This window comes from Arenimonas terrae, assembly GCF_006265115.1.
In the GTDB taxonomy this organism is placed as follows: domain Bacteria; phylum Pseudomonadota; class Gammaproteobacteria; order Xanthomonadales; family Xanthomonadaceae; genus Arenimonas; species Arenimonas terrae.
Window position 1 is genome coordinate 1,005,737 of the sequence record NZ_SMDR01000001.1, and the last position, 22,264, is coordinate 1,028,000.

General features: G+C 67.3%; 19 protein-coding genes and 9 tRNA genes. 3 read left to right on the plus strand and 25 right to left on the minus strand.

Annotated features, from left to right (window positions below):
- Positions 1-2 precede the first annotated feature (2 nt).
- From E1B00_RS04825 to E1B00_RS04840, 4 genes are read right to left on the minus strand one after another with little or no spacing between them, the layout of a single operon-like run.
- Positions 3-1,514 (minus strand): serine/threonine-protein kinase, encoded by a 1,512-nt coding sequence (locus E1B00_RS04825; RefSeq protein WP_139446218.1) that lies wholly within the window; start codon positions 1,512-1,514, stop codon positions 3-5.
- Between the two features lie 47 nt (positions 1,515-1,561).
- The gene (gene dnaQ, locus E1B00_RS04830; RefSeq protein WP_139446220.1) at positions 1,562-2,275 is read right to left on the minus strand and encodes a DNA polymerase III subunit epsilon; all 714 of its coding nucleotides are present in this window, start codon (positions 2,273-2,275) and stop codon (positions 1,562-1,564) included.
- Between the two features lie 2 nt (positions 2,276-2,277).
- Positions 2,278-2,712: a ribonuclease HI gene (gene rnhA / locus E1B00_RS04835; protein WP_139446222.1), complete on the minus strand. Its 435-nt coding sequence runs from the start codon at positions 2,710-2,712 to the stop codon at positions 2,278-2,280.
- 22 nt (positions 2,713-2,734) lie between these two features.
- Positions 2,735-3,424: a class I SAM-dependent methyltransferase gene (locus E1B00_RS04840; protein WP_139446224.1), complete on the minus strand. Its 690-nt coding sequence runs from the start codon at positions 3,422-3,424 to the stop codon at positions 2,735-2,737.
- Positions 3,425-3,467: 43 nt separating this feature from the next.
- Between E1B00_RS04840 and gloB the strand changes: the two genes are divergently transcribed.
- The 3 genes from gloB (at position 3,468) to E1B00_RS04855 (ending at position 6,300) form a co-directional block, all read left to right on the plus strand.
- Positions 3,468-4,235: a hydroxyacylglutathione hydrolase gene (gene gloB / locus E1B00_RS04845; RefSeq protein WP_139447712.1), complete on the plus strand. Its 768-nt coding sequence runs from the start codon at positions 3,468-3,470 to the stop codon at positions 4,233-4,235.
- Positions 4,232-5,422 carry a transglycosylase SLT domain-containing protein gene (locus tag E1B00_RS04850; RefSeq protein ID WP_176693122.1) on the plus strand — a complete coding sequence of 397 codons (1,191 nt, stop codon included), beginning with the start codon at positions 4,232-4,234 and terminating at the stop codon, positions 5,420-5,422. The genes gloB and E1B00_RS04850 overlap by 4 nt, the downstream gene beginning before the upstream one ends.
- Positions 5,423-5,508: 86 nt before the next feature.
- Entirely contained in the window at positions 5,509-6,300 is a 792-nt protein-coding gene (locus E1B00_RS04855; protein ID WP_139446229.1) for an enoyl-ACP reductase FabI, read from the plus strand.
- A 66-nt stretch (positions 6,301-6,366) separates the two neighbouring features.
- Here the strand turns inward: E1B00_RS04855 and E1B00_RS04860 are convergent, their stop codons facing one another.
- From E1B00_RS04860 to E1B00_RS04960, 21 genes are all read right to left on the minus strand, one after another.
- Positions 6,367-8,307, minus strand: coding sequence for a SurA N-terminal domain-containing protein (locus tag E1B00_RS04860; protein WP_139446230.1), 1,941 nt, complete (start codon positions 8,305-8,307; stop codon positions 6,367-6,369).
- 83 nt (positions 8,308-8,390) lie between these two features.
- Positions 8,391-8,467, minus strand: a tRNA-Asp gene (locus E1B00_RS04865).
- Between the two features lie 14 nt (positions 8,468-8,481).
- Positions 8,482-8,556, minus strand: a tRNA-Val gene (locus E1B00_RS04870).
- 11 nt (positions 8,557-8,567) lie between these two features.
- Entirely contained in the window at positions 8,568-8,840 is a 273-nt protein-coding gene (locus tag E1B00_RS04875; protein WP_139446232.1) for an HU family DNA-binding protein, read from the minus strand.
- A 209-nt stretch (positions 8,841-9,049) separates the two neighbouring features.
- A complete protein-coding gene (gene lon, locus E1B00_RS04880; protein WP_139446233.1) occupies positions 9,050-11,485 on the minus strand; it encodes an endopeptidase La in 2,436 nt (811 codons plus the stop codon).
- 137 nt (positions 11,486-11,622) lie between these two features.
- The gene (gene clpX, locus E1B00_RS04885; protein WP_139446235.1) at positions 11,623-12,909 is read right to left on the minus strand and encodes an ATP-dependent Clp protease ATP-binding subunit ClpX; all 1,287 of its coding nucleotides are present in this window, start codon (positions 12,907-12,909) and stop codon (positions 11,623-11,625) included.
- A 115-nt stretch (positions 12,910-13,024) separates the two neighbouring features.
- Positions 13,025-13,648 carry an ATP-dependent Clp endopeptidase proteolytic subunit ClpP gene (clpP, locus tag E1B00_RS04890; RefSeq protein ID WP_139446237.1) on the minus strand — a complete coding sequence of 208 codons (624 nt, stop codon included), beginning with the start codon at positions 13,646-13,648 and terminating at the stop codon, positions 13,025-13,027.
- A 25-nt stretch (positions 13,649-13,673) separates the two neighbouring features.
- Positions 13,674-14,975 (minus strand): trigger factor, encoded by a 1,302-nt coding sequence (gene tig / locus E1B00_RS04895; RefSeq protein ID WP_139446238.1) that lies wholly within the window; start codon positions 14,973-14,975, stop codon positions 13,674-13,676.
- 88 nt (positions 14,976-15,063) lie between these two features.
- Positions 15,064-15,148, minus strand: a tRNA-Leu gene (locus E1B00_RS04900).
- Positions 15,149-15,180: 32 nt separating this feature from the next.
- A tRNA-Lys gene (locus tag E1B00_RS04905) sits at positions 15,181-15,256 on the minus strand.
- Positions 15,257-15,319: 63 nt separating this feature from the next.
- Positions 15,320-15,396, minus strand: a tRNA-His gene (locus tag E1B00_RS04910).
- A gap of 40 nt (positions 15,397-15,436) precedes the next feature.
- Positions 15,437-15,513: transfer RNA gene (locus E1B00_RS04915), tRNA-Arg, on the minus strand.
- A 71-nt stretch (positions 15,514-15,584) separates the two neighbouring features.
- Positions 15,585-15,661 (minus strand) — tRNA-Pro (locus tag E1B00_RS04920).
- A 137-nt stretch (positions 15,662-15,798) separates the two neighbouring features.
- Positions 15,799-15,875, minus strand: a tRNA-Arg gene (locus E1B00_RS04925).
- Between the two features lie 141 nt (positions 15,876-16,016).
- Positions 16,017-16,109, minus strand: a tRNA-Ser gene (locus tag E1B00_RS04930).
- Positions 16,110-16,164: 55 nt separating this feature from the next.
- Positions 16,165-16,380, minus strand: coding sequence for a carbon storage regulator CsrA (csrA, locus tag E1B00_RS04935; RefSeq protein ID WP_139446240.1), 216 nt, complete (start codon positions 16,378-16,380; stop codon positions 16,165-16,167).
- A 138-nt stretch (positions 16,381-16,518) separates the two neighbouring features.
- On the minus strand, positions 16,519-19,185 hold the full coding sequence (gene alaS / locus E1B00_RS04940; protein WP_139446242.1) for an alanine--tRNA ligase: 2,667 nt from the start codon (positions 19,183-19,185) through the stop codon (positions 16,519-16,521).
- A 153-nt stretch (positions 19,186-19,338) separates the two neighbouring features.
- Complete coding sequence (locus E1B00_RS04945) at positions 19,339-19,812, minus strand: regulatory protein RecX (protein WP_139446243.1); 474 nt, start codon at positions 19,810-19,812, stop codon at positions 19,339-19,341.
- A 34-nt stretch (positions 19,813-19,846) separates the two neighbouring features.
- Positions 19,847-20,881, minus strand: a complete 1,035-nt coding sequence (gene recA, locus E1B00_RS04950) for a recombinase RecA (RefSeq protein ID WP_139446245.1) — start codon at positions 20,879-20,881, stop codon at positions 19,847-19,849.
- A gap of 182 nt (positions 20,882-21,063) precedes the next feature.
- Positions 21,064-21,693, minus strand: a complete 630-nt coding sequence (gene lexA / locus E1B00_RS04955; protein ID WP_139446247.1) for a transcriptional repressor LexA — start codon at positions 21,691-21,693, stop codon at positions 21,064-21,066.
- A gap of 55 nt (positions 21,694-21,748) precedes the next feature.
- Positions 21,749-22,255: a CinA family protein gene (locus E1B00_RS04960; protein WP_139446249.1), complete on the minus strand. Its 507-nt coding sequence runs from the start codon at positions 22,253-22,255 to the stop codon at positions 21,749-21,751.
- Positions 22,256-22,264 lie beyond the last annotated feature (9 nt).

A 22,264-nucleotide genomic window follows, 5' to 3' on the forward strand; every position in this document is an offset into this window, starting at 1 on the left:
CCTCAGCTGCTGGGCGGCGCCGCCGGAAGCGCCGGCGTGCCGCCCGATTCCGCGGTGGCCACGGCATCCTGAAGCTGGCGCAGATAGGGATCCTCGCCGTCCACGGCCAGGCCCTTGCGGACCAGGAAACCGCACTGCACCCATTCGCCCCGGTCGCAGGCCTTGTGCGCATAACTTCGGTAGAACGCCACCACGCTGGCCACGCCCGCGCGCGCCCGCGCGTTTTCCGGATCGATCGCCAGCACGCGGCGGTAATAGCCCAGCGCGCTGTCGTCGTCGGGATAGTCGAGCTTGCGGCCGACTTCGACCTGGGTCGCATATTCGTAAAGCTTGTCGCCGGCGTTGAGCAGGCGGTCGACCTCGTCCTGATTGGCGGTGTCCACCGGCTGGGGCATCTGGAAACTCTCGGGCAGGGTTTCGGTCGCCGGCGTGGCGGCGGTCGGCTGGGCGGCCGGACCCTGCGGCTGCGACTGCGATGGGGGCGCCGTGGCCGGCGTCAGCAGCCACCAGGCCAGCACCGCGGCGCCGAACACGCCGACGCCGGCCGCGGGCCACAGCCAGGCGGGCCGGCCGCTGGACTGACGCGCGCTGATCCGCGTGCGCTGCTGGGTCGCAGCGCCGGCGGCGATGCGGCCGCCGCCTCCGGCCTTGCGCGCGCTGGTCTCCTGCAGCACCGCACCCTGCGGCGCGGCTTCCACCAGCTTGTGCAGCGCGTCGACGAAGGCAGCGCCGGTGTTGTAGCGCTGTGCGGCGTCCTTGGCCATCAGCCCGGAGACCAGCGGCTGCAGCCATTCGTAGGGCTCGGGCAGCGCCGGCACCGGATGGGTGACGTGCATCAGCGCCACGGTGAACGGATCGCCGGCCTGGTAGGGCGGCGTGCCCGTCAGCATCTCGTAGAGCACAGTGCCCAGGCTGTAGAGGTCGGAGCGGCCGTCCACGGGCTCGCCGCGCGCCTGTTCCGGGCTCATGTAGTCGGGCGTGCCGATCGAAGAGCCGGCGACGGTGGAGCTGTTGCTGCCGTCCATCGCCTTGGCAATGCCGAAGTCGGCCAGCACGACGCGGCCGTCCTTGCGGAACAGCACGTTGCCGGGTTTGACGTCGCGGTGCACGAAGCCCTTCTCGTGGGCGAAATCCAGGCCCTGGGCGATGTCGGTGGCGATGTCGAGGATGTGCGCCACGCTCAGGCCGCCCTGGCTGATGCGCTCCTTGAGCGTGCCGCCGGGGATGTATTCCGCCGCCAGGTAATAGACGCCGGCATGGCTGCCGATGTCGTACACCGTCACCAGGTTGGGGTGCTGGAGCTTGGCGGTGATCTTGCCTTCCGTGAGGAAGCGGCTGGCGAACTCGGTGTTGGCGGCCAGTACCGGCGACATCACCTTCAGCGCGACCTCGCGGTCGAGCGATTCCTGCACCGCAAGAAACACCGAGGCCATGCCGCCCTCGCCGATCGGGCTGAGGATGCGGTAGCCGGGGATGTTGATGTCGACCGAGGTGAGCAGGACCGTCGCGTTCAAGCAAACCTCGCTGTCTCAGACCGGAGCCGATTATCCATAAAGCCGGCTCAGGCTGCCGGTTCGGCCGCGGGCCACAGGCGTTTGCCGGCCTTGCCGGCGATCTTCGCCAGCCGGGCCTCGTGTGCGGCCTGCTCGGCCTCGCTGGCGCGCAGCACGCGACGCACGCCGGGCACCGGGGCCTCCAGCGCCACCGTGGCCACGGCGGCCCGCGCGTCGCCCGCGGGGGCCAGGCCCAGGTCGCCCTGGCCGGCGGTCAGGCCAAGGTAGACCTCGGCCAGCAGTTCGGCGTCGAGCAGGGCGCCGTGGAGCTTGCGGTGGGCATTGTCCACGCCCAGGCGCTTGCACAGCGCGTCGAGCGAGTTGCGCTGGCCGGGGAACCGTTCCCGGGCCATCGCCAGCGTGTCGAGCACGCTGGCGTGCTGCTCCAGCCGGCCGTACTGCGGACCGGCCAGCGACAATTCGTAGTTCAGGAAGCCGACGTCGAAGCTGGCGTTGTGGATGATCAGCTCGGCGCCGGCGATGAACTCCAGCAGTTCGTCCAGCACGGTCTCGAAGCGCGGCTTGTCCTGCAGGAAGTCCAGGGTCAGGCCGGTGACCTCCTGCGCGCCAGGCTCCATCTCGCGGCCGGGGTTGAAATAGCGCTGGAACTGCCGCCCGGTCGGGCGGCGCTCCACCAGCTCGATGCAGCCGACTTCGACGATGCGGTTGCCCTTCTCCCAGGACAGGCCGGTGGTTTCGGTATCGAGGACGATCTGGCGCATGCTTACCTGAATTTCTCGGCTTCGGCCCGCGCCAGTTTATCCACCCGTTCGTTCTCGATGTGGCCGGCGTGGCCCTTGACCCACTTCCACTGGATTTTGTGGGGCTTGGCGGCGGCTTCCAGGCGCTGCCACAGGTCCTGGTTCTTCACCGGCTCCCCGGCGGCGGTCTTCCAGCCGCGGCGGATCCAGTTGGGCAGCCATTCGCCGATGCCCTTCTGCACGTACTGGGAGTCGGTGGACAGCACCACGGTGCAGGGCGATTTGAGCGCCTCGAGCGCCATGATCGCGCCCATCAGCTCCATGCGGTTGTTGGTGGTCTGGGCCTCGCCGCCGGCGAGCTCGCGCTCGCGGCCTTCGTGCCGGAGCAGGGCGGCCCAGCCGCCCGGGCCGGGGTTGCCGAGGCAGGCGCCATCGGTGTGGATCTCGACGTTTTTCATCTATGCGTCCATGCGGAGGGAATCAGCCGGCGCTCACACCGGGTCGGAACTTCATCGCCGGCGACACCGATCGGAGCGGCGTGAGACCGGGGTCGCGGCGGCGCGCGACGGTCAAGCTCGCCATGCGCAGGCGGGCCAGCGGGTCCGAGCGCCGGGTGGCCAGGTCCAGCCCCTGCGGCGAAGACCAGACCGGCCCCAGGGTGTGCCGGCGCTGGACGTCCAGGCCGGCCTCGCGGACCCGCATCGCCACCGTCGAGGCGTCGAGGGCGCGCAGGCCCTGGAAGGCCCAACGCAGGTGGCCGGGAACCCAGGGGTTGAGGCTCAGGATCAGGGCCACGCCGTCGGGCTTGAGTACCCGGGCCGATTCCGCCAGCAGGGCCGCGGGGTCCGGGGAGGTTTCCAGCACGAACAGGGCGTAGACCAAGGACAGGCAGCCGCTGGCGACCGGCAGGGCGCGGTCCTGGCAGGCGAGGTCGCCGGCGAAGGCACCGCCCTGGCGGTGCAGGCTCAGCACGTTGGCCAGCATGTTCCCGGACAGCGTGTCCGGAACGGCGTGGCTGGGGCGCAGGTACAGGCCGCCGTGGCCGAACACCCGGGTCAGTTCGGGAATGGCCTGGCGCTGGACGTCCTGGACCAGGCCCAGCGTGGCCTCGCGGCGGAACCAGATGTCGGCAGGTCGGTCGGGTTGACGTCGGGCGGGAGCCGGGGGCATGGTCGCGATTCTGCGTCATTGGCGCGCCCCAGGTCACCCCGTGCTGCGCGCCATTGCCCTGCCCGCCCTCGAGGACAACTACATCTGGCTGCTGGTGGCGCCGGGCGGCGATGCGCTCGTGGTGGACCCGGGGGAAGCCGGTCCGGTCATCCAGGCGGTGGCCGAGGGGCTGCAGCCGGTAGCCATCCTGCTCACCCATCACCACAACGACCATGTCGGCGGAGCCCAGGCCCTGCGTGATCGTTTCGGCCTGCCCTGCCACGCCCCGGCCGACGAGCGCATAGTCGCCGCCGACCATCGCGTCGGCGACGGCGAGCGCATCCGGATCGACTCGCTGGACCTGGAGCTGGACGTCCTGGCCGTGCCCGGCCACACCCGCAGCCATGTCGCTTTCCACGGCGGCGGTCACCTGTTCTGCGGCGACACGCTTTTCAGCCTGGGTTGCGGGCGGCTGTTCGAGGGAACGCCGGCGCAGATGCTGGCCTCGCTGGACCGGCTTGCCGCCCTGCCCGGCGACACCCTGGTCTACAGCGGCCATGAATACACGGAAGCCAACGGCCGTTTCGCCGCCGTTGCCGAGCCCGACAACCCCGCCCGCGACCGCCACATGGACCGTGTGCGTTCGCTGCGGGCCCAGGGGCGCGCCAGCCTTCCCAGCACTGTGACCATCGAACGGAACTGCAACCCGTTCCTGCGGGTCGACCATCCCACCGTGGCCACCACCCTCTCCGGACGCCTGGGCCATGCGCCCCGCAGCCGAATGGAGGCATTTGCCGCCCTGCGCCAATGGAAGGACGTTTTCCACCCATGACCCCCGCCCGTTGCCTCCTGGCCGCCACCCTCGCCATTACGGTCCTGCTGTCCGGCTGCCAGCCGATGGTCCGTCCCGACCTGGACGAACCCAGGGAGCCGGAAAGTCCGGTGACGCTGAACCCGGTTCCGCGACCCGATGCCACCGTCCAGACTCCGGCGCCGGAACCGGTGCCTGCGCTGCCGGATCCGATGGATACGGGCGCCGAGGTGTTCGACCGGATGACCGCCCGGTTCTCGCCGCCGATCTGCGTCAAGGGGCAGCACAACCGCGCCTGGCGCAAACGCTACGCCGGCTATCCGGCCAGTTTCGCTCGGCACCTGGAGGAGATCCTGCCGCTGATGGCCTATGTCGTCGAGGAAGTCGAGCGGCGCGAACTGCCGGGCGAATTCGCGTTGCTGCCCATCGTCGAGAGCTGGTACCGGCCGGCAGCCATCGGCCCCGGCGGCCCTGCCGGCATGTGGCAGATGATCGCCAGCACCGCGCGCAACCACGGCATCCGCATCCAGCCCGGTTACGACGGCCGCCTGTCGCCGGTGGAGTCGACCGACGCGGCGCTGTCCTACCTGCAGACCCTGGATGGCCTGTTCGACGGCGAATGGCGGGCGATGGCGATGGGCTACAACGCCGGCGAGTACCGCATCATCCGCGCCTTCCGAAGCAGCGGCGACCGCCGCGTCTCGGGCGAAAGCCATCTGCCGCGCGGCCTCTCCCGCACCACCTACGACTACGTGGCCAAACTGCACGCGCTGGCCTGTCTGATCGCCAAGCCCGAACGGCACGGCCTGGTGCTGCCGCGCGAGGCGCGCTTCGTGCCCCTGGTGCGCATGGCAGTACCCGCCGGTGTCGCCAGTCTGGACCAGGCGGCGGTCCGCCTGGGCACCGACGCGGCGCGGTTGCGTTCGCTCAACCCGGCCTACCGGCAGGGCCGCATCGTCCCGGGCGCTCCGCGCGATGTGCTGGCCCCGGCGACCGCGCTGGCGATGGTGACCGCCGGCAGCGAAACCGCGGAAGCACCGGCCGCCGACGAGCCCGGACCGGCGCGTACGCACACGGTGAAGCCCGGCGACACGCTTTCGCGCATCGCCTCGCGTTATGGCGTGCCGCTCGGCCGGCTGTTCTCGATCAACGGGCTGGGCGCCAAGTCCATCCTTCGCCCCGGCCAGGTGATCCAGCTCGATCCCTGAGCCGGCGTCCATGCTTGGCGGTATGGGCCGCCGCGGTTCAAACTAGCGTCCTTTCGCCGCCGTCCGGGCGGCCTTGGAGGAACACGATGGGATTTCTGACCGGCAAGCGCGCCCTGATCGTCGGTATCGCCAGCCAGCGCTCGATCGCCACCGGCATCGCCGAGGCGATGTTCCGTGAAGGCGCCGAACTCGCCTTCACCTACCAGAACGACAAGCTCAAGTCGCGCGTCGAGGACGCCGCCAAGGAGTGCGGTTCCGACATCGTGCTGCCGCTGGACGTGGCCGAGGATGCGCAGATCGACAACGTGTTCGCCGAGCTGGGCAAGCGCTGGGACGGGTTCGACATCCTGGTGCATTCGGTCGGTTTCGCGCCGCGCGAGGCGATCGAGGGCGAATACCTGCAGGGCCTGACCCGCGAGAACTTCCGCATCGCCCACGACATCTCGAGCTACAGCCTGGCCGCCCTGGCCAAGGCCGCACGCCCGATGATGAAGGGCCGGGGCGGCAGCATCCTCACGCTGAGCTACCTGGGTGCGGAGCGCGCGCTGGCCAACTACAACGTGATGGGCGTGGCCAAGGCCAGCCTGGAGGCCAATGTGCGCTACCTGGCGCTGAACCTTGGCCCCGAGGGCACCCGCGTGAATGCGATCTCGGCCGGCCCGATCAAGACCCTGGCGGCCGCCGGCATCTCCAACTTCCGCAAGATGCTCGGCCACGTCGAGGAATATGCGCCGCTGCGCCGCAGCGTCACCATCGAGGACGTCGGCAACGTCGCCGCCTTCCTGTGTTCGGACTTGGCCGCGGGCGTCACCGGCGAAATCACCTACGTGGATGCCGGCTACAACATCCTGGGCATGACGGGCATCGAAGGCGTCTGAACGCGGCCCTGCGCAAACAAAAAAGGCCCGGGAATCCCGGGCCTCTTTTTTTGCGGCGGAACCCGGTCAGAGCCGGTCTTCGGCCACCGTCACGGTGTAATGGCGACGCAGCGACTTGATGTAGTCCTGGTACTCGACCAGGCCACGGGCCTGCGCCAGCTGGTCGCGCAGCAGCGAACGCGTGTTTTCGTCCAGCGTGTCGAGCTTGCCCGGGGTCACCGCGGTGACGGCAACCAGTACGTGGCGGTCGGCGCCGACCTGGGCAATGCCAATGCTCGGCTTGCCCGCTTCCGGCGCCGCCAGGCTGAAGGCCACGTCCACCAGCGCCGGCGGCAGCTGGCCCTGGCGACCCACGCCAGGCAACGTGGCCACGGTGCGGCCGACTTCGGTCGCCAGCGCGTCGAGCGCCTCGCCCTTGCGGGCGCGCTCGAGCAAGGCTTCGGCCTGGGCCAGCGAGGCCTTCGCCAGGCGATCGGCATTGAGGTCGGCGAGCACGCGCTCGCGCACCTGGTCGAAGGGCAGCGCCGCTTCGGGCTGGTGCTCGATGACGTGGATCACGACCACGTGGTTGGGCGCGATCTCGATCGTGTCGCTGACCTGGCGCTCGAGCTTCTGGGCATCAGCGAAAGCGGCCTCGCGCACGGCCTGGATCGACGCGATGCCCTCCGCCTGCGCGCGACCGAACAAGCCGGTGCGCTGCACCGTCAGGCCGACCTGCTCGGCGGCAGGGGCCAGCGCGGTCGGATCCTTGTAGATCAGCTCGACCAGGCGACCGCTGAGGTCGCTGAATACCCGCTCGCGCTCGGTGGCCAGGAACTCGGCTTCAAGTTCGCCGCGCACGTCCTCGAACGGGCGCTCGCTGCCGGGCGTCAGTTCACGCAGCTGGATGATGTGCCAGCCGTCCGGCGTACGAACCGGGTCGCTGACCTGGCCGAGCTCGAGCGCGAACAGCGCCTGCTCGAACGCAGCGTCAAACAGACCCTTTTCGACCACGCCCAGATCACCGCCTTCGGCCTTGGAGCCGAGGTCATCGGAGTTTTCGCGGGCAATGGCCGCAAAATCGGAGCCTGCTTCGCGGGCCTTGGCCACCAGTGCATTGGCGCGCTCGCGGGCGGCAGCCTCGGCTTCGGGCGCGGCGTCCGCCGGCACCGACACCAGGATGTGTGAGGCGGTGCGCTGCGGCTCGGTGACGTAGCGGGAGCGCAGCTCGTCGTAGCGCGCGCGCAGGGTCGTTTCGTCCACCGTGGTGGGCGCCTCGAGCAGGTTGCCGTCGATCTCGACATATTCGATCGCAACCTTTTCCTCGCTGCGGTAGCGCGAGGCGTTCTCGTCGTACCAGGCCTTCAGTTCGGCGTCGGTCGGCGCGGCACCCGGCAGCGCCGGGGTCGGCAGATCGATCAGCTGCAGGTCGCGGGTCTGCTGGCTCAGGCGCAGGAAGGCGTCGAGCTCGGCGTCGCTGGCCAGGGCGGTGTCGACGATCAGCGAAGGCACCGTGCGCTGGGCCAGGTCGGCGCGCATGCGCGACATGAACTGGGCGTGGCTCAGCCCCTGGCCGGCGAGCGCCAGCCGGTACTGGTCCGGGCTGTAGACGCCGTTGACCTGGAATTCCGGGGTTGCCTTGAGCTGTTCGGCCACCTCGGCCTCGCCGACGGTGATCCCGTCCCGCTCCGCGACCAGGCCCAGCAGCTGCTGGTCGATCAGCGAATCGAGCACCTGCCGCTTGGTTTCCAGGCTTTCGAAGGTTTCGCTGTCGAAGCTCTCGCCCTGGCGGCTGCGCTCCTGGGCACGGACGGCCTCGAAGCGCTGGCGGAACTCATCCTGGGAGATTTCCCGGGTCTGCTTGCCCCAGATCCAGAACTTGGCCGGACCCTCGATCTTCGCCGCATAGGTCTCGACCTTGGGCGCGAAGTAGGACTCGATGCCGAAGAAGGCCATCGTGATGATCACCAGACCCAGGATGAGGAAAGCGATCCAGCCTGAGGACTTGTCGCGGATACTCTGGAGCATGTGGGCTATGCCGTTTGGTGGGTGCCCCGGCTTCCCGGAGCCTTAAAAAACGAGGGCGCCCTTGCGGGGCGCCCTCGAGGATATGGCGGAGTGGACGGGACTCGAACCCGCGACCTCCGGCGTGACAGGCCAGCATTCTAACCGACTGAACTACCACTCCGCTGAATCACTTACTGGTGGGTGCTGAGGGTTTCGAACCCCCGACCCTCGCCTTGTAAGGGCGACGCTCTACCGCTGAGCTAAGCACCCCTACAAGACGCTCAGTTTACAGCATCCTTTAGGGCTTTGCCAGCCTTGAAGGCCGGATTCTTCGAAGCCTTGATCTTGATGGTGTCGCCGGTCTGGGGATTGCGGCCCTGGCGGGCGGCGCGCTTGCGCACGGAGAAGGTGCCGAAGCCCACCAGCGTCACGGTATCGCCCTTCTTGAGGGCCTTCTTGATGACTTCAATCATCGCGTCGACAGCACGGCCGGCATCGGCCTTCGACAGCTCAGCGCCATCGGCGACGGCACTCGTAAATTCGGCTTTGTTCATTATTGACTCCCTGAGCGGTTTTGACCCGCGTACTGAAAAACCGGACCCGCCCGGCTGAGAGCCTGGGCTCGGGACCGATCCACCTGTGCCACCGCGAAAGACCTGGCCCAACGCAGCGGTTGGGTTGATTTATACCAGCGGTATTTTGCCCGCGCAATACGCGAGAGCCAGATATTACGCGGGTTTCCGGGTTTTCAGCGCTCTCGACTTCAGTGTGTCAACGCCGCACCACCGGCATCTTTCGCGCCCGCTTCGCCGGCATTCTCCGGCGACGGTTCCGGATTCGAATCCGGCGCCAGGGGCCGCACGAGGGCGACATCCAGGACCTCGTCGATCCACTTGACCGGAATGATCTCAAGGCCTTGGGTGACGTTCTTCGGGATGTCGGCAAGGTCCTTGCGGTTCTCTTCCGGGATCAGCACCGTGCGGATGCCACCACGCAGCGCCGCCAGCAGCTTCTCCTTGAGGCCGCCGATCGGCAGCACGCGGCCACGAAGGGTGATTTCGCCGGTCATGGCGACGTCCGCACGGATTGGCACGCCGGAAAGCACCGAAACCAGCGCCGTGACCATCGCGATGCCAGCACTGGGGCCGTCCTTGGGCGTGGCGCCCTCGGGCACGTGCACGTGGGTGTCGAACTTCTGGTGGAACTCGCTGTCCAGGCCCAGGCGCTCACTACGGGAGCGCACGACGCTGTAGGCCGCCTTCACCGACTCCTGCATGACATCGCCGAGCTGGCCGGTGAGGATCAGCTGGCCCTTGCCGGGCAGCAGCGTTGCTTCGATCTGCAGCAGGTCGCCGCCCACTTCGGTCCAGGCCAGGCCGGTCACCAGGCCGACTTCGCTTTCCTGTTCGGCGCGGCCGAAATCGAAGCGCTGCACGCCCAGGTATTTGTCCAGATTCTTGGGAGTGACGGTGACCGCCATCGGCTTGGCGCTTTTGCGCGGGCCGGCCAGCGCGATTTCCTTCACCACCTTGCGGCAGATCTTCGAGATCTCGCGCTCGAGGTTGCGCACGCCGGATTCGCGGGTGTAATAGCGCACGATATCGCGCACGGCCCCCTCGCTGATCTTCAGCTCGCCCGGCCTCATGCCGTTGGCCTTGAGCTGCTTGGGGATCAGGTATTTCTCGGCGATGTGCAGCTTTTCTTCCTCGGTATAACCGGGAATGCGGATGACTTCCATGCGGTCGAGCAACGGACCGGGGATGTTCAGCGAATTCGAGGTGGCGACGAACATCACCTCGGAGAGGTCCAGATCGACCTCGAGGTAGTGATCGTTGAAAGCGCTGTTCTGCTCCGGGTCCAGCACCTCGAGCAGCGCGGACGACGGGTCGCCGCGGAAATCCATGCTCATCTTGTCGATCTCGTCGAGCATGAACAACGGATTCTTGCTGCCGACCTTGTTGAGGTTCTGGACGATGCGGCCCGGCATCGAACCGATGTAGGTCCGGCGGTGGCCGCGGATCTCGGCTTCGTCGCGTACGCCGCCCAGTGACATGCGCACGAACTTGCGGTTCGTGGCCTTGGCGATGGACTGGCCGAGCGAGGTCTTGCCCACGCCAGGCGGCCCGACGAGGCAGAGGATCGCGCCCTTCATCTGCTTCACGCGCGACTGCACCGCGAGGTACTCGAGGATGCGTTCCTTGACCTTCTCCAGACCGTAGTGGTCGGCATCGAGCACGTCGAGCGCGGCCTTGAGGTCCTTGCGGACCTTGCTACGCTTCTTCCAGGGCACGCCGACAAGCCAGTCAATGTAGTTACGCACGACGGTGGCCTCGGCCGACATCGGCGACATCTGCTTGAGCTTGTTGAGCTCGGTTCGCGCCTTGGCCTCGACGGCCTTGGGCATGCCGGCGGCGGCGACCTTCTTGGTCAGCTCCTCGAGTTCGTTCGGCGCCTCGTCAAGCTCGCCGAGCTCTTTCTGGATCGCCTTCATCTGCTCGTTGAGGTAGTACTCGCGCTGGCTCTTTTCCATCTGCGACTTCACGCGGCCGCGGATGCGCTTTTCGATCTGCTGGACGTCGATCTCGCCGTCCACCAGGCCGATCAGCATTTCCATGCGCTGGCCGACCTCCAGGGTTTCGAGCAACTGCTGCTTGTCCGAAAGGCGCGCGCCGAGGTGGGCGGAGATGGTGTCGGCAAGGCGACTGGGATCGTCGATGCCGGACAGCGTGGTCAGTAGCTCCGGCGGAAGCTTCCGGTTGGTCTTGACGTACTGTTCGAACAGCGTCATCAGCGATCGCAGCGTCACCTCGAGCTCGCGTTCATCGCGCTCGAACACCGACTCGACTTCGGTGCCCGTCGCGGTGAGCGCGCCGTCGCGGTCGCCGTAACCGTCGATCGCCACGCGCGCCGAGCCTTCGACCAGCACCTTGATGGTGCCGTCCGGCAGCTTCAGGAGCTGCAGCACCTGAGCCAGCGTGCCCACCGAATACAGGTCCTCGGCGCCCGGATCGTCGGTGTCGGGGCTCTTCTGCGCGATCAGCAGGATCTGCTTGTCGGCCGCCATGGCCTGGTCCAGCGCCTTGATCGAGCGATCGCGCCCCACGAAAAGCGGGATGACCATGTGCGGGTAGACGACCACGTCGCGCAGTGGGAGCACCGGCAGGTCGTGGCGGGTCGGAATGGGGGTGGTCTCGGACATGGAAGGCTCCATTGGGGGCATCCGGCCCCGCTATGGCTCAGGTTATGGGGTTCCGCGGGCCGGCTTGCAAGTTTTTTGGCCGCAAAAGAATCGGGCCGGAAAGACCGGCCCGAATTCAAGCACTTGCGCCACACGGCTCAGTCGCCGGAGGCCGCCTTGGGGGTGGCCGGGGCGCTGCTGTAGATGAGGTAGGGCTCGGTCTGGTGGTTGATGACCGACTCGTCCACGACCACCTTGCTGACGTTTTCCAGCGACGGCAGGTCGTACATGGTGTCGAGCAGCACCGACTCCATGATCGTGCGCAGGCCGCGGGCGCCGGTCTTGCGCTTGAGCGCGCGACGGGCGATCGCCATCAGGGCGTCGGTGCGGACCTCGAGCTCGACGCCCTCCATCTCGAACAGCTTCTTGAACTGTTTGGTGATGGCGTTCTTCGGCTCGGTGAGGATCTTCACCAACGCCGCTTCGTCCAGCTCCTCGAGCGTCGCGACCACCGGCAGGCGGCCAACGAACTCCGGAATCAGGCCGAACTTGATCAGGTCCTCCGGCTCGACCTCGGCCAGCAGCTTGCCGACCTCGACCTTGCGCTCGGAGCTCTTCACCTTGGCGCCGAAGCCAATGCCGCCGGCCTCGGTGCTGCGGGCCTGGATGATCTTGTCCAGGCCGGCGAAGGCGCCACCGACGATGAACAGGATGTTCTTGGTGTCGACCTGCAGGAACTCCTGCTGCGGATGCTTGCGGCCGCCCTGCGGCGGCACCGAGGCGACGGTGCCCTCGATCAGCTTCAGCAGCGCCTGCTGAACGCCCTCGCCCGACACGTCGCGGGTGATGGACGGGTTCTCCGACTTGCGCGAGATCTTGTCGATCTCGTCGATATAGACGATGCCCTGCTGCGCCTTCTCGACGTCGTAGTCGCACTTCTGCAGCAGCTTCTGGATGATGTTCTCGACGTCCTCGCCGACGTAGCCGGCTTCGGTGAGCGTCGTCGCGTCGGCGATCGTGAACGGCACGTTGAGCAGGCGTGCCAGCGTTTCCGCCAGCAGCGTCTTGCCCGAGCCGGTCGGGCCGATCAGCAGGATGTTGGACTTCGACAGCTCGATGTCGTCGTTCTTGATCCGGCTTTCGATGCGCTTGTAGTGGTTGTACACGGCGACCGACAGCGTCTTCTTTGCGCGCTGCTGGCCGATGACGTACTGGTCCAGGACCTCGAGGATCTCGCGCGGTTTGGGCAGGTGGCTGCGGGCGGCGTGCGCCTTCTCCTCCAGCTCCTCGCGGATGATGTCGTTGCAGAGCTCGACGCATTCATCGCAGATGAACACGCTGGGGCCCGCGATCAGCTTGCGCACCTCGTGCTGGCTCTTTCCGCAGAACGAGCAATAGAGGATCTTGCTGCTGTCGCCGGAACGGCCCTGGCGGTCTTCGGTCATGCTTAAGCTGCCCTGGTGGAATGGGTCGGAATCGAGAATATCACAGGCCGGCACGGGTCAAGACCCGGCCCGGCAGGGGCCGGGACGGGGCGTGAAGGCGGCGTGCGGACGGGGATCAGGAGGCTTGGACGGTGTCTTCGGGGCGGGCGCTGATGACCGCATCCACGACGCCGTAGGTCTTGGCTTCCTCGGCGGACATGAAATAGTCGCGCTCCACGTCGCGCTCGATCTTCTCGATCGGCTGCCCGGTGTTGTCGGCCAGCTCCTTGTTCAGCCGCTCGCGCAGGAACAGGATTTCCTTGGCCTGGATGGCGATGTCGGTCGCCTGGCCCTGGGCCCCGCCCGAGGGCTGGTGGATCATCACGCGCGAGTTCGGAAGGATGTAGCGCTTGCCCTTCGCACCCGCGGCCAGGAGGAAAGAACCCATGCTGGCGGCCTGGCCAACGCAGATCGTGCTCACGTCCGGCTTGATGAAGCGCATGGTGTCGTAGATCGCCATGCCGGCGGTGACTACGCCACCCGGCGAGTTGATGTACAGGCTGATGTCCTTCTCGGGGTTCTCGGCCTCGAGGAACAGCAGCTGGGCGACGATCACATTGGCCATGTAGTCGTCGATCGGACCGACCAGGAAGATCACTCGCTCCTTGAGCAGGCGCGAATAGATGTCGTACGCCCGCTCGCCGCGGCTGGTCTGTTCGACCACCATCGGCACCAGGTTCAAGCCCTTGGTCGGTTCCATGCCCTGTTTCCTCCGTTGAGGCCGCTTACGCGGCCGGACGCATCAGTTCGGAAAAGCTCATCGCCTTCTCGGTGGCGTCGGCGCGCTCGGCGATCCAGTCGATCACCTGCTCTTCCATCACCCGTCCGCGGAGGCTGGACATCAGGTTGGGGTCGTTCCGGTACAGTTCAATGACCTGCTGCGGATCCTCGTACGTCGAGGCGATCAGCTGCAGCGTCTCGTTCAGGCGCTTGCCGTCGAGCTTGAGGCCGTTCTGGCGGGCCACCTCTCCCACCAGCAGGCCGGCGGCGACGCGGTTGCGGGCGGCCGAAAGGAACTGCTCGTGGCCGAACTTGGCGTTGGCCTGGCCCTGCTGGCGGGCCTGCTGTTCGGCGGCCTGGGCCATCTGTCGGGCCTCGGCCTCGATCAGGCGGGGCGGCAGTTCGACCGACGCATAGGCGGCGACCAGCTTTTCGGCCACTTCGGCGCGCAGGCGCTGCATCAGGTTGCCCTTGAGCTCGCGCTCGAGATTGGCGCGGACTTCCTTGCGGAACTGGTCCAGCTTGCCGCCCTTGATGCCGAAGCTCTTGATGAAGGCTTCGTCCACTTCCGGCAGGCGCGGCGCGGAGACCTTGACGGCCTTGAGCGTGACCTTGGCGGCCTTGCCGGCCAGGTCGGCGACACGCCAGTTGGCGGGGAAGTCAACGTCGACGGTCTGCTCGTCGCCGGCCTTCATGCCGGCCAGCTTGCCCTCGAGCTCCGGGAACATCACGTTCGAGCCCAGCACGGTGGCGCCGCGGTCGACGCCCTCGGCCGGGAAGCGGCCGGAGTCGGTCACGGCGAAGGTTTCGACCATCACCAGGTCGCCGGCTTCGGCGGCGCGCTCGACCGGATCCCAGCTGCGGCGCTGCTGGCGCAGGGTTTCGATCATGCCGTCGATGTCGGCGTCGTCGATCGTGGCGGTGGCGCGCACGATCTTGAGCTGGGCGGGATCGACCTTGCCGAAGTCGGGCACGACTTCGAAGGTGGCAGTGAAGCGGATTTCGCCGCCGTCGCCGGCCGGTTCGGCCTTGATCTCCGGGCTGCCGGCGATCTGCAGGTTCTGCTGGCGCACGGCCTCGCCGAAGCTGTCGCGGATCAGCTCACCGTAGGCTTCGTTGCGGACCTGGGGGCCGAAACGCTGCTCGATGACCTTGGTCGGGACCTTGCCCTTGCGGAAGCCCTTGATGTTGGCGGTCCGCGCCAGCTCGCGCAGTCGCTCGCCAACGACGCCATCGAGGCGTTCGGCCGGCAGGCTGACGGTGAGGCGGCGTTCCAGATTGGCGGTGTTCTCAAGCGAGACTTGCATGTTCACTCCTGCGACCGCGCCGCTTCTTGGGCGCGAAAATGAAAAAACCCGCGGAGCTTCGGCTCATCCCCGCGCCTCCGTTGCCGGATGGTGCGAAAGGAGAGAGTCGAACTCTCACGGGTTGCCCCACTGGAACCTAAATCCAGCGCGTCTACCAGTTCCGCCACTTTCGCAACGCCGCGCGGTGACGATTCAATCGGGAAGATGGTGGGCCGTGAAGGATTCGAACCTTCGACCTATTGATTAAGAGTCAACTGCTCTACCAACTGAGCTAACGGCCCGTAATCTTCCCGCCGAAGCGGCTGCGACGCGGCATTATGCCGCATCATTGGACTGGCTGGAACTGGGGTGGAAGACGGGATTCGAACCCGCGACCCTCGGAATCACAATCCGATGCTCTAACCGACTGAGCTACATCCACCACATTGTGACCTGAAGCGACCTCTCCCGCCCCTCCCGCCTGGCGCGCCCGGCAGGAATCGAACCTGCAACCGCCGGCTTAGAAGGCCGGTGCTCTATCCGATTGAGCTACGGGCGCCTGCCGGGATGATACCGGCCGCGTCCGCTCGCATCCATGCGGCGTTGCGGGTGCGGGGGAACGGCTTGACCTGGTCGGGGCAGAGGGATTCGAACCCACGACATCCAGCTCCCAAAGCTGGCGCTCTACCAGGCTGAGCTATACCCCGGCGATGAAGCCCGGCGTCCGTGACGGCCCACCGAAGGGTTCCACTCTACGGCGGGGCCGGCCGCAGGCGCAAATGCGTCCTTGGCCGGTTCCGCCGAACAAAAAGGGTGCCGAAGCACCCTGTTTGCTTGCGATTAGTGGCGCGCCCGGAGAGATTCGAACTCCCGACCACCAAGTTCGTAGCCTGGTGCTCTATCCAGCTGAGCTACGGGCGCGCAGAAGCGAAATTATGGGGGACGATGCAGAAGCCGTCAACAACTGTTCGACAACTTCCTGCGGCATTCCACCCACACACACCTAACCGGCATCCACCGCCTTCCCAAAAAAACGCCGCGTTTAGGCGGCGGTTCAAGGTCTGGCGGAGTGAGAGGGATTCGAACCCTCGATGGAGCTTTTGACCCCATACTCCCTTAGCAGGGGAGCCCCTTCGGCCTCTCGGGCATCACTCCGGATACTGGCTCCCGGCCACCCTTTCGGGTGAAACCGGCCGCATAGGATAGCCGCTTACTCGGCCTTCGGTAAACCCGCGGGATTGGCGTCCGCCGGCCCCGCGGCATCGTCCTTCTGGATGCGCTGGAAAATTTCCTCGCGATGCACCGCCACATCCTTGGGTGCGGTGATGCCGATACGCACCTGGTTGCCCTTGACGCCCAGCACGGTAACCGTGACCGAGTCGCCGATCATCAGGGTCTCTCCCACCCTTCGCGTCAAAATCAGCATCGTTTTTCCTCCCGATACGTCCTTGCACCGGCCCGCGTGGCGAATGCGCCTGACGCGGTTCCCCGGCCGCAGGATAGCGGCCTGGCCCGATGGTAGTTCGGGGCAACCCGGGGCGCAAACGGCCCCGGAGGGCCTGGCTCAGCCCAGGCGGGCCGCGACCCAGTCCCGCACGCCGTCCAGGGCCTTCAGCAGCTCAGGGCCGTCCGGGCCGCCGCCCTGGGCCATGTCCGGCCGGCCACCGCCCTTGCCGCCGATCTGGGCGGCCACATGGGACAGCAGCTCGCCCGCCTTGACCTTGCCCTGGGCGCTGCCCTGAACGCCCGCCACGAGCGCCGCCTTGCCGCCCTCGGCGGACGCCAGGACGATCACCGCTTCGCCTAGTCGGCTTTTGAGCTGGTCGACGGCATCGCGCAACGACTTCGCATCCAGGCCTTCCAGCCGGGCAGCGACGATCTTCACCCCGGCAACCTCGGGCGCAGATGCCGCCAGGTCGGACGTGGCGCCTGCCGCGGCCTTGGCCTTGAGCGATTCGAGCTCCCGCTCGAGGCGCTTCTGCCGGTCGAGCAACTGCCGGAGCTTTTCGACCACGTCGGCGGGATTGCCGCCCAGCAGCTGGGCCGCCTCTCCCAGACGGCGCTCTTCCTCGTCGATGTAGGCCAGGGCGCCTTCGCCCGTCACCGCTTCGATGCGGCGCACGCCGGCGGCGACGCCGCCTTCGCTGACGATCTTGAACAGGCCGATGTCGCCGGTGTGGTGCACATGCGTGCCGCCGCAGAGTTCGGTCGAGAATTCACCCATGCGCAGCACGCGCACGTGCTCGCCGTACTTTTCGCCGAACAGCGCCATGGCGCCGAAATCCAGGGCTTCCTGCATGCCCATGTGGTGCACTTCGGCCTCGGCGTTGCGGCGGATCTCGGCGTTCACCATCGCTTCGATCCGGGCCAGATCGTCGGCCGAAATGGCCTGGAAATGGGAAAAGTCGAAGCGCAGGCGATCGGGCGCGACCAGCGAGCCCTTCTGGGTGACATGGTCGCCCAGCACCTTGCGCAGCGCGGCATGCAGCAGGTGCGTGGCGGAATGGTTCAGTACCGTCGCCTGCCGGCGCGCGGCGTCGACATGCCCTTCGACGCTGTCGCCCAGTTTCAGGGCACCGGCCGCGAGCCGGCCGACGTGGCCGTGGAAGGCGCCGGAGAGCTTCACCGTATCGCGCACATCGAAACGGGCGCCTCCGTCGAGCACCAGCACGCCGGCATCGCCCACCTGGCCACCGGACTCGGCATAAAACGGCGTGCGGTCCAGCAGCACGATGGCCTCATCGCCAGCGGCGATCGCGTCGACCGGACGGCCGTCGCGGATCAGGGCGAGCACACGCCCATCCTTGGCTTCCAGCGCCTCGTAGCCCTGGAAATCGGTCGGCGCCAGGCTGGCCACCAGATCTGCCGGCAGCGCCGTGGTGCCCGCGAACTTGCTGGCGGCGCGGGCGCGCTCGCGCTGCTGGTCCATCAGGCTTTCGTATTCCGACAGGGCGCCGTCGGCCAGCGCCCAGCCCTTGTCGGCGTTCTCGCGCAGCAGGTCGGCGATGAGATCGGGCGGGCAGCCGTAGGTGTCGTGCAGCTGGAACAGCTGCTCGCCGCGGATGCGGTTGCCGGAGGCGGCCAGGTAGTCCTGCAAGCGGGTCATACCAGCGTCGAGAGTCTGGGCAAAGGCCGCTTCCTCGCCCTTGAGCGCCTGCTCGACCAGGGCGCGCTTGGCCACCAGTTCCGGGTAGGCCTCGCCCATCACGTCGACCAGCGGCTGCACCATGCGCCAGAACTTGCCTTCGGGGCTCAGGCCGTCGAGCTTCCAGAAGTGGCGGATGGCGCGGCGGATGATCCGGCGCAGCACATAGCCGCGGCCTTCGTTGGACGGCAGCACGCCGTCGACGATCAGGAAGCTGCAGGCACGGATGTGGTCGGCGATCACGCGCAGCGACTTGTGCTCGAGCTCGCCCTGCCGGTTGGTCAGCGCCGCGGCGGCCTTTATCAGGTGCTGGAACAGGTCGATCTCGTAGTTGCTGTGCACGTGCTGCAGCACCGCGGAGATGCGCTCCAGGCCCATGCCGGTGTCCACGCAGGGCGCCGGCAGCGGCACCAGGCTGCCGTCGGGCTGGCGATCGTACTGCATGAAAACGTTGTTCCAGATCTCGATGAAGCGGTCGCCGTCCTCGTCCGGGCTGCCCGGGGGACCGCCGGCGATGTGGGCGCCGTGGTCGTAGAAGATCTCTGTGCAGGGACCGCAGGGGCCGGTGTCGGCCATCTGCCAGAAGTTGTCGGAGGCGTAGGGCGCACCCTTGTTGTCGCCGATGCGGATGATGCGATCCGCCGGAAGACCGACCTCCTTGTTCCAGATGTCGAAGGCCTCGTCGTCGGTGTGGTAGACGGTGACCAGCAGGCGGTCCTTGGGCAGGCCCCAGACGCCGGTCAGCAGTTCCCAGGCGTAGGTGATCGCGTCGCGCTTGAAGTAATCGCCGAAGCTGAAGTTGCCCAGCATCTCGAAGAAGGTGTGGTGCCGCGCGGTGTAGCCGACCTGGTCGAGGTCGTTGTGTTTGCCGCCGGCGCGCACGCAGCGCTGGGAGCTGGCGGCGCGCGTGTAGCTGCGCTTCTCGGCGCCCAGGAAGACATCCTTGAACTGCACCATGCCGGCATTGGTGAACAGCAGGGTCGGGTCGTTGCCCGGCACCAGGGAGCTGGACGCCACGACTTCGTGGCCCTTGGAGCGGAAGAACTCGAGGAAGTCCTTGCGGATGTGATTGCTGGTCTTGGTCATGGACGGCGAGGGCTCTGGGATCTCAAGGCGTTCAGGGCCGGCGACGCGTCCGCCCCGCCCTGCCCCGGAAGATGCGGGCGGAGCCTGGAGTTCGCAATCGAATCGGCGAGACCGCCAAGGTTAGCAGCCCGTGGGGATTTCCGGCGCCTGGGCTCAGTCCCCGGAGCCCTCGCCTGCGCGGATCGCCGCCCAGGCGCTCTCCTGGTCGAACCCCCGGCGCAGTAGGAAATCAACGGCCTTGCGCCGCCGGGACGGATCTTCCAGCTCGGCCGGACGGAAGCGCCGGGAAATCTGGGCCCGCGCGGACGCGGGCCAATCCGTTTCGCAGGCGTCCAGGGCCGTCTGCACCTGCTCCCGGTCCAGGCCGTGACCGGCCAGCTCCTGGCGGATGCGAACCGGGCCGTAGCCCGCCGAGGCCCGGTCCCGGGCGAACGAGGCCGCGAAGCGCGCGTCGTCCTGGTAGCCCAGGCCTGCCAGCTTTTCGATCGCCGCCGCGGCCTCCTCCGGGTCGGCCCCCTTGAGGCCTAGCTTGCGCTTCAGGTCGCGGCGGGAATGTTCCCGCCGGACCAGAAGTTCCAGCGCCTTCTGGTAGGCATCCGGCTTGTCCCGGCCAGCACTGCGGTCCATGGGCACGCGATCGTCGCGGACGCCAGACCGCGGATCAGGCTTCGACCGGCTCGGCCGACTCGTCGCCGATCACCAGGCCAGGCACGAACTTCTCGCGCAGCTTGGCTTCCAGGTCCTTGCAGACCGCGGGGTTGTCCTTGAGCCACTGGCGAACATTCTCCTTGCCCTGGCCAATGCGCTCGCCGTTGTAGCTGTACCAGGCACCGGCCTTTTCGATCAGCTTGGCGTCCACGCCCATGTCGATGATCTCGCCCTCCCGGCTGATGCCCTGGCCGTAGAGGATCTCGGTGACGATGACCTTGAACGGCGGCGCCATCTTGTTCTTGACCACCTTGATCTTGGTCTGGTTGCCGATGACTTCCTCGCCCTTCTTGACCGAGCCGATGCGGCGGATGTCCAGGCGCACCGAGGCATAGAACTTCAGCGCGTTGCCGCCGGTGGTGGTTTCCGGGCTCTGGCCCGGCATCATGATTCCGATCTTCATGCGCAGCTGGTTGATGAAGATCACCATGCAGTTGCTGCGCTTGATGTTGCCGGTGAGCTTGCGCAGCGCCTGGCTCATCAGGCGCGCCTGCAGGCCCGGCAGCTGGTCGCCCATCTCGCCCTCGATCTCGGCGCGGGGAGTCAGCGCGGCGACGGAGTCGACCACGACCATGTCCACCGAGTTCGAACGCACCAGCATGTCGGCGATTTCCAGCGCCTGCTCGCCGGTATCCGGCTGGCTGACCAGCAGATCGTCGATGTTCACGCCCAGCTTGACCGCGTAGGTCGGGTCCAGCGCGTGTTCGGCATCGATGAAGGCAGCGGTGCCGCCGGCCTTCTGGCATTCGGCGATCGCCTGCAGGGTCAGGGTGGTCTTGCCCGAGGATTCCGGACCGTAGATCTCGACCACGCGGCCCTTGGGCAGGCCGCCGATACCCAGCGCGATGTCGAGCATCAGCGAACCAGTGCCGATGACCTCGGCCGGTTCGGAGCTCTTGTCGCCCATACGCATCACGGCGCCCTTGCCGAACTGCTTTTCGATCTGGCTCAGGGCCGCGGTCAGGGCACGCTTCTTGTTCTCGTCCATCGTGTTGCTCCTCGGGGTTCTGTTTTCAGTGGGCGCCAGGTTAGCCGGGGGTGGTCTCACGGGCTGAGAACGTGCCGGCGGCCCTGAATCTGGTTCATTCCCGGCCTGGGCGGCAGCCGATTCCGCTTCGACGCGCTGTAGGGAAAGGGACTTCTTCGGCGGCGATTTCTTCCGGCCGAAACTCAACGGTTCGGCCTTACGAGGCCGCAGTACAGACCTTCGACGGCGAAGTCCTGGTCGGGCCTGACGACGATGGGGGCGTAATCGGGATTGCGCGGCAGCAGGCGGATACCGTCCTTGCCGATCTTGAGCAGTTTCACGGTGATCTCCTCATCGATGCGCGCAACGACGATCTGGCCGCTGCGCGCGTCCGTGGTGCGGTGCACGCCGATCAGGTCGCCGTGCAGGATGCCTTCGTCGCGCATGGAGTCGCCCTTCACGCGCAACAGGTAGTCGGGGGCAGGCGAGAAAAACACCCGGTCGAGCAGGACCATGTCCTGCACGCCGGCGTCGGCGCCGATCGGCAGGCCGGCGGCGACCTGGCCCAGGATCGGCAGGCGAAGGGGATCGTCCCCGGCCGCCGGGACGAGGTCGGCGGCCGGGGACGACACCAGTCGGATGCCCCGCGCCTGGCCAGGCACGCGCCGGATGGCGCCCGCCTGTTCCAGGGCCTCGAGGTGGTATTGGGCCGCGCGCACGCCCTTGAAGCCGAAGGCATGGGCGATTTCGACCTGCGACGGCGGCACGCCGTCGGCGTCGATGCGTTCGGCGATCATGGCCAGGATGGCTTGCTGGGTTTCGGTGATGTCCATTAGTAGTAATACTACTAACGAACCTCCGGGGGCTGTCAAGCCCTGTCTTCGACGCTCAGGCGGCCAGGGCCAGCAGGCCGCGCAGCGAGGCGGCGACGGTCTGCCGGCGGACCGCCTCGCGGTCGCCGTCGAAGTGGAAAACCTCGGCCCGCGGGTACCCGCCGCGCCGCTTCCAGCCGATCCAGACCGTGCCGACCGGCTTGTCCTCGGTGCCGCCGGTGGGGCCGGCGATGCCGGTCACGGCGACCGCGATGCTGGCGCCGGAGGTCACCAGCGCGCCCGACACCATCTCCATCACCGTCTCGCGGCTGACAGCGCCGTGTTCGGTCAGCGTCTCCGGCCGCACACCAAGCAGGGCCTGCTTGGCCTCGTAGCTGTAGGCCGCCATGCCGCAGTCAAACCAGCCCGAGCAACCCGGGATGTCGGTGATCATCTTGGCGATCCAGCCGCCGGTGCAGCTTTCGGCGGTGGCCAGCATCAGGTGGCGGGCCTGCAGGGCCGCGCCGACCTGTTCGGCCAGCGCATGCAGCGCGTCGTCGTCGGGAAGGGCGTGGGCGTCCATGACCGCTAG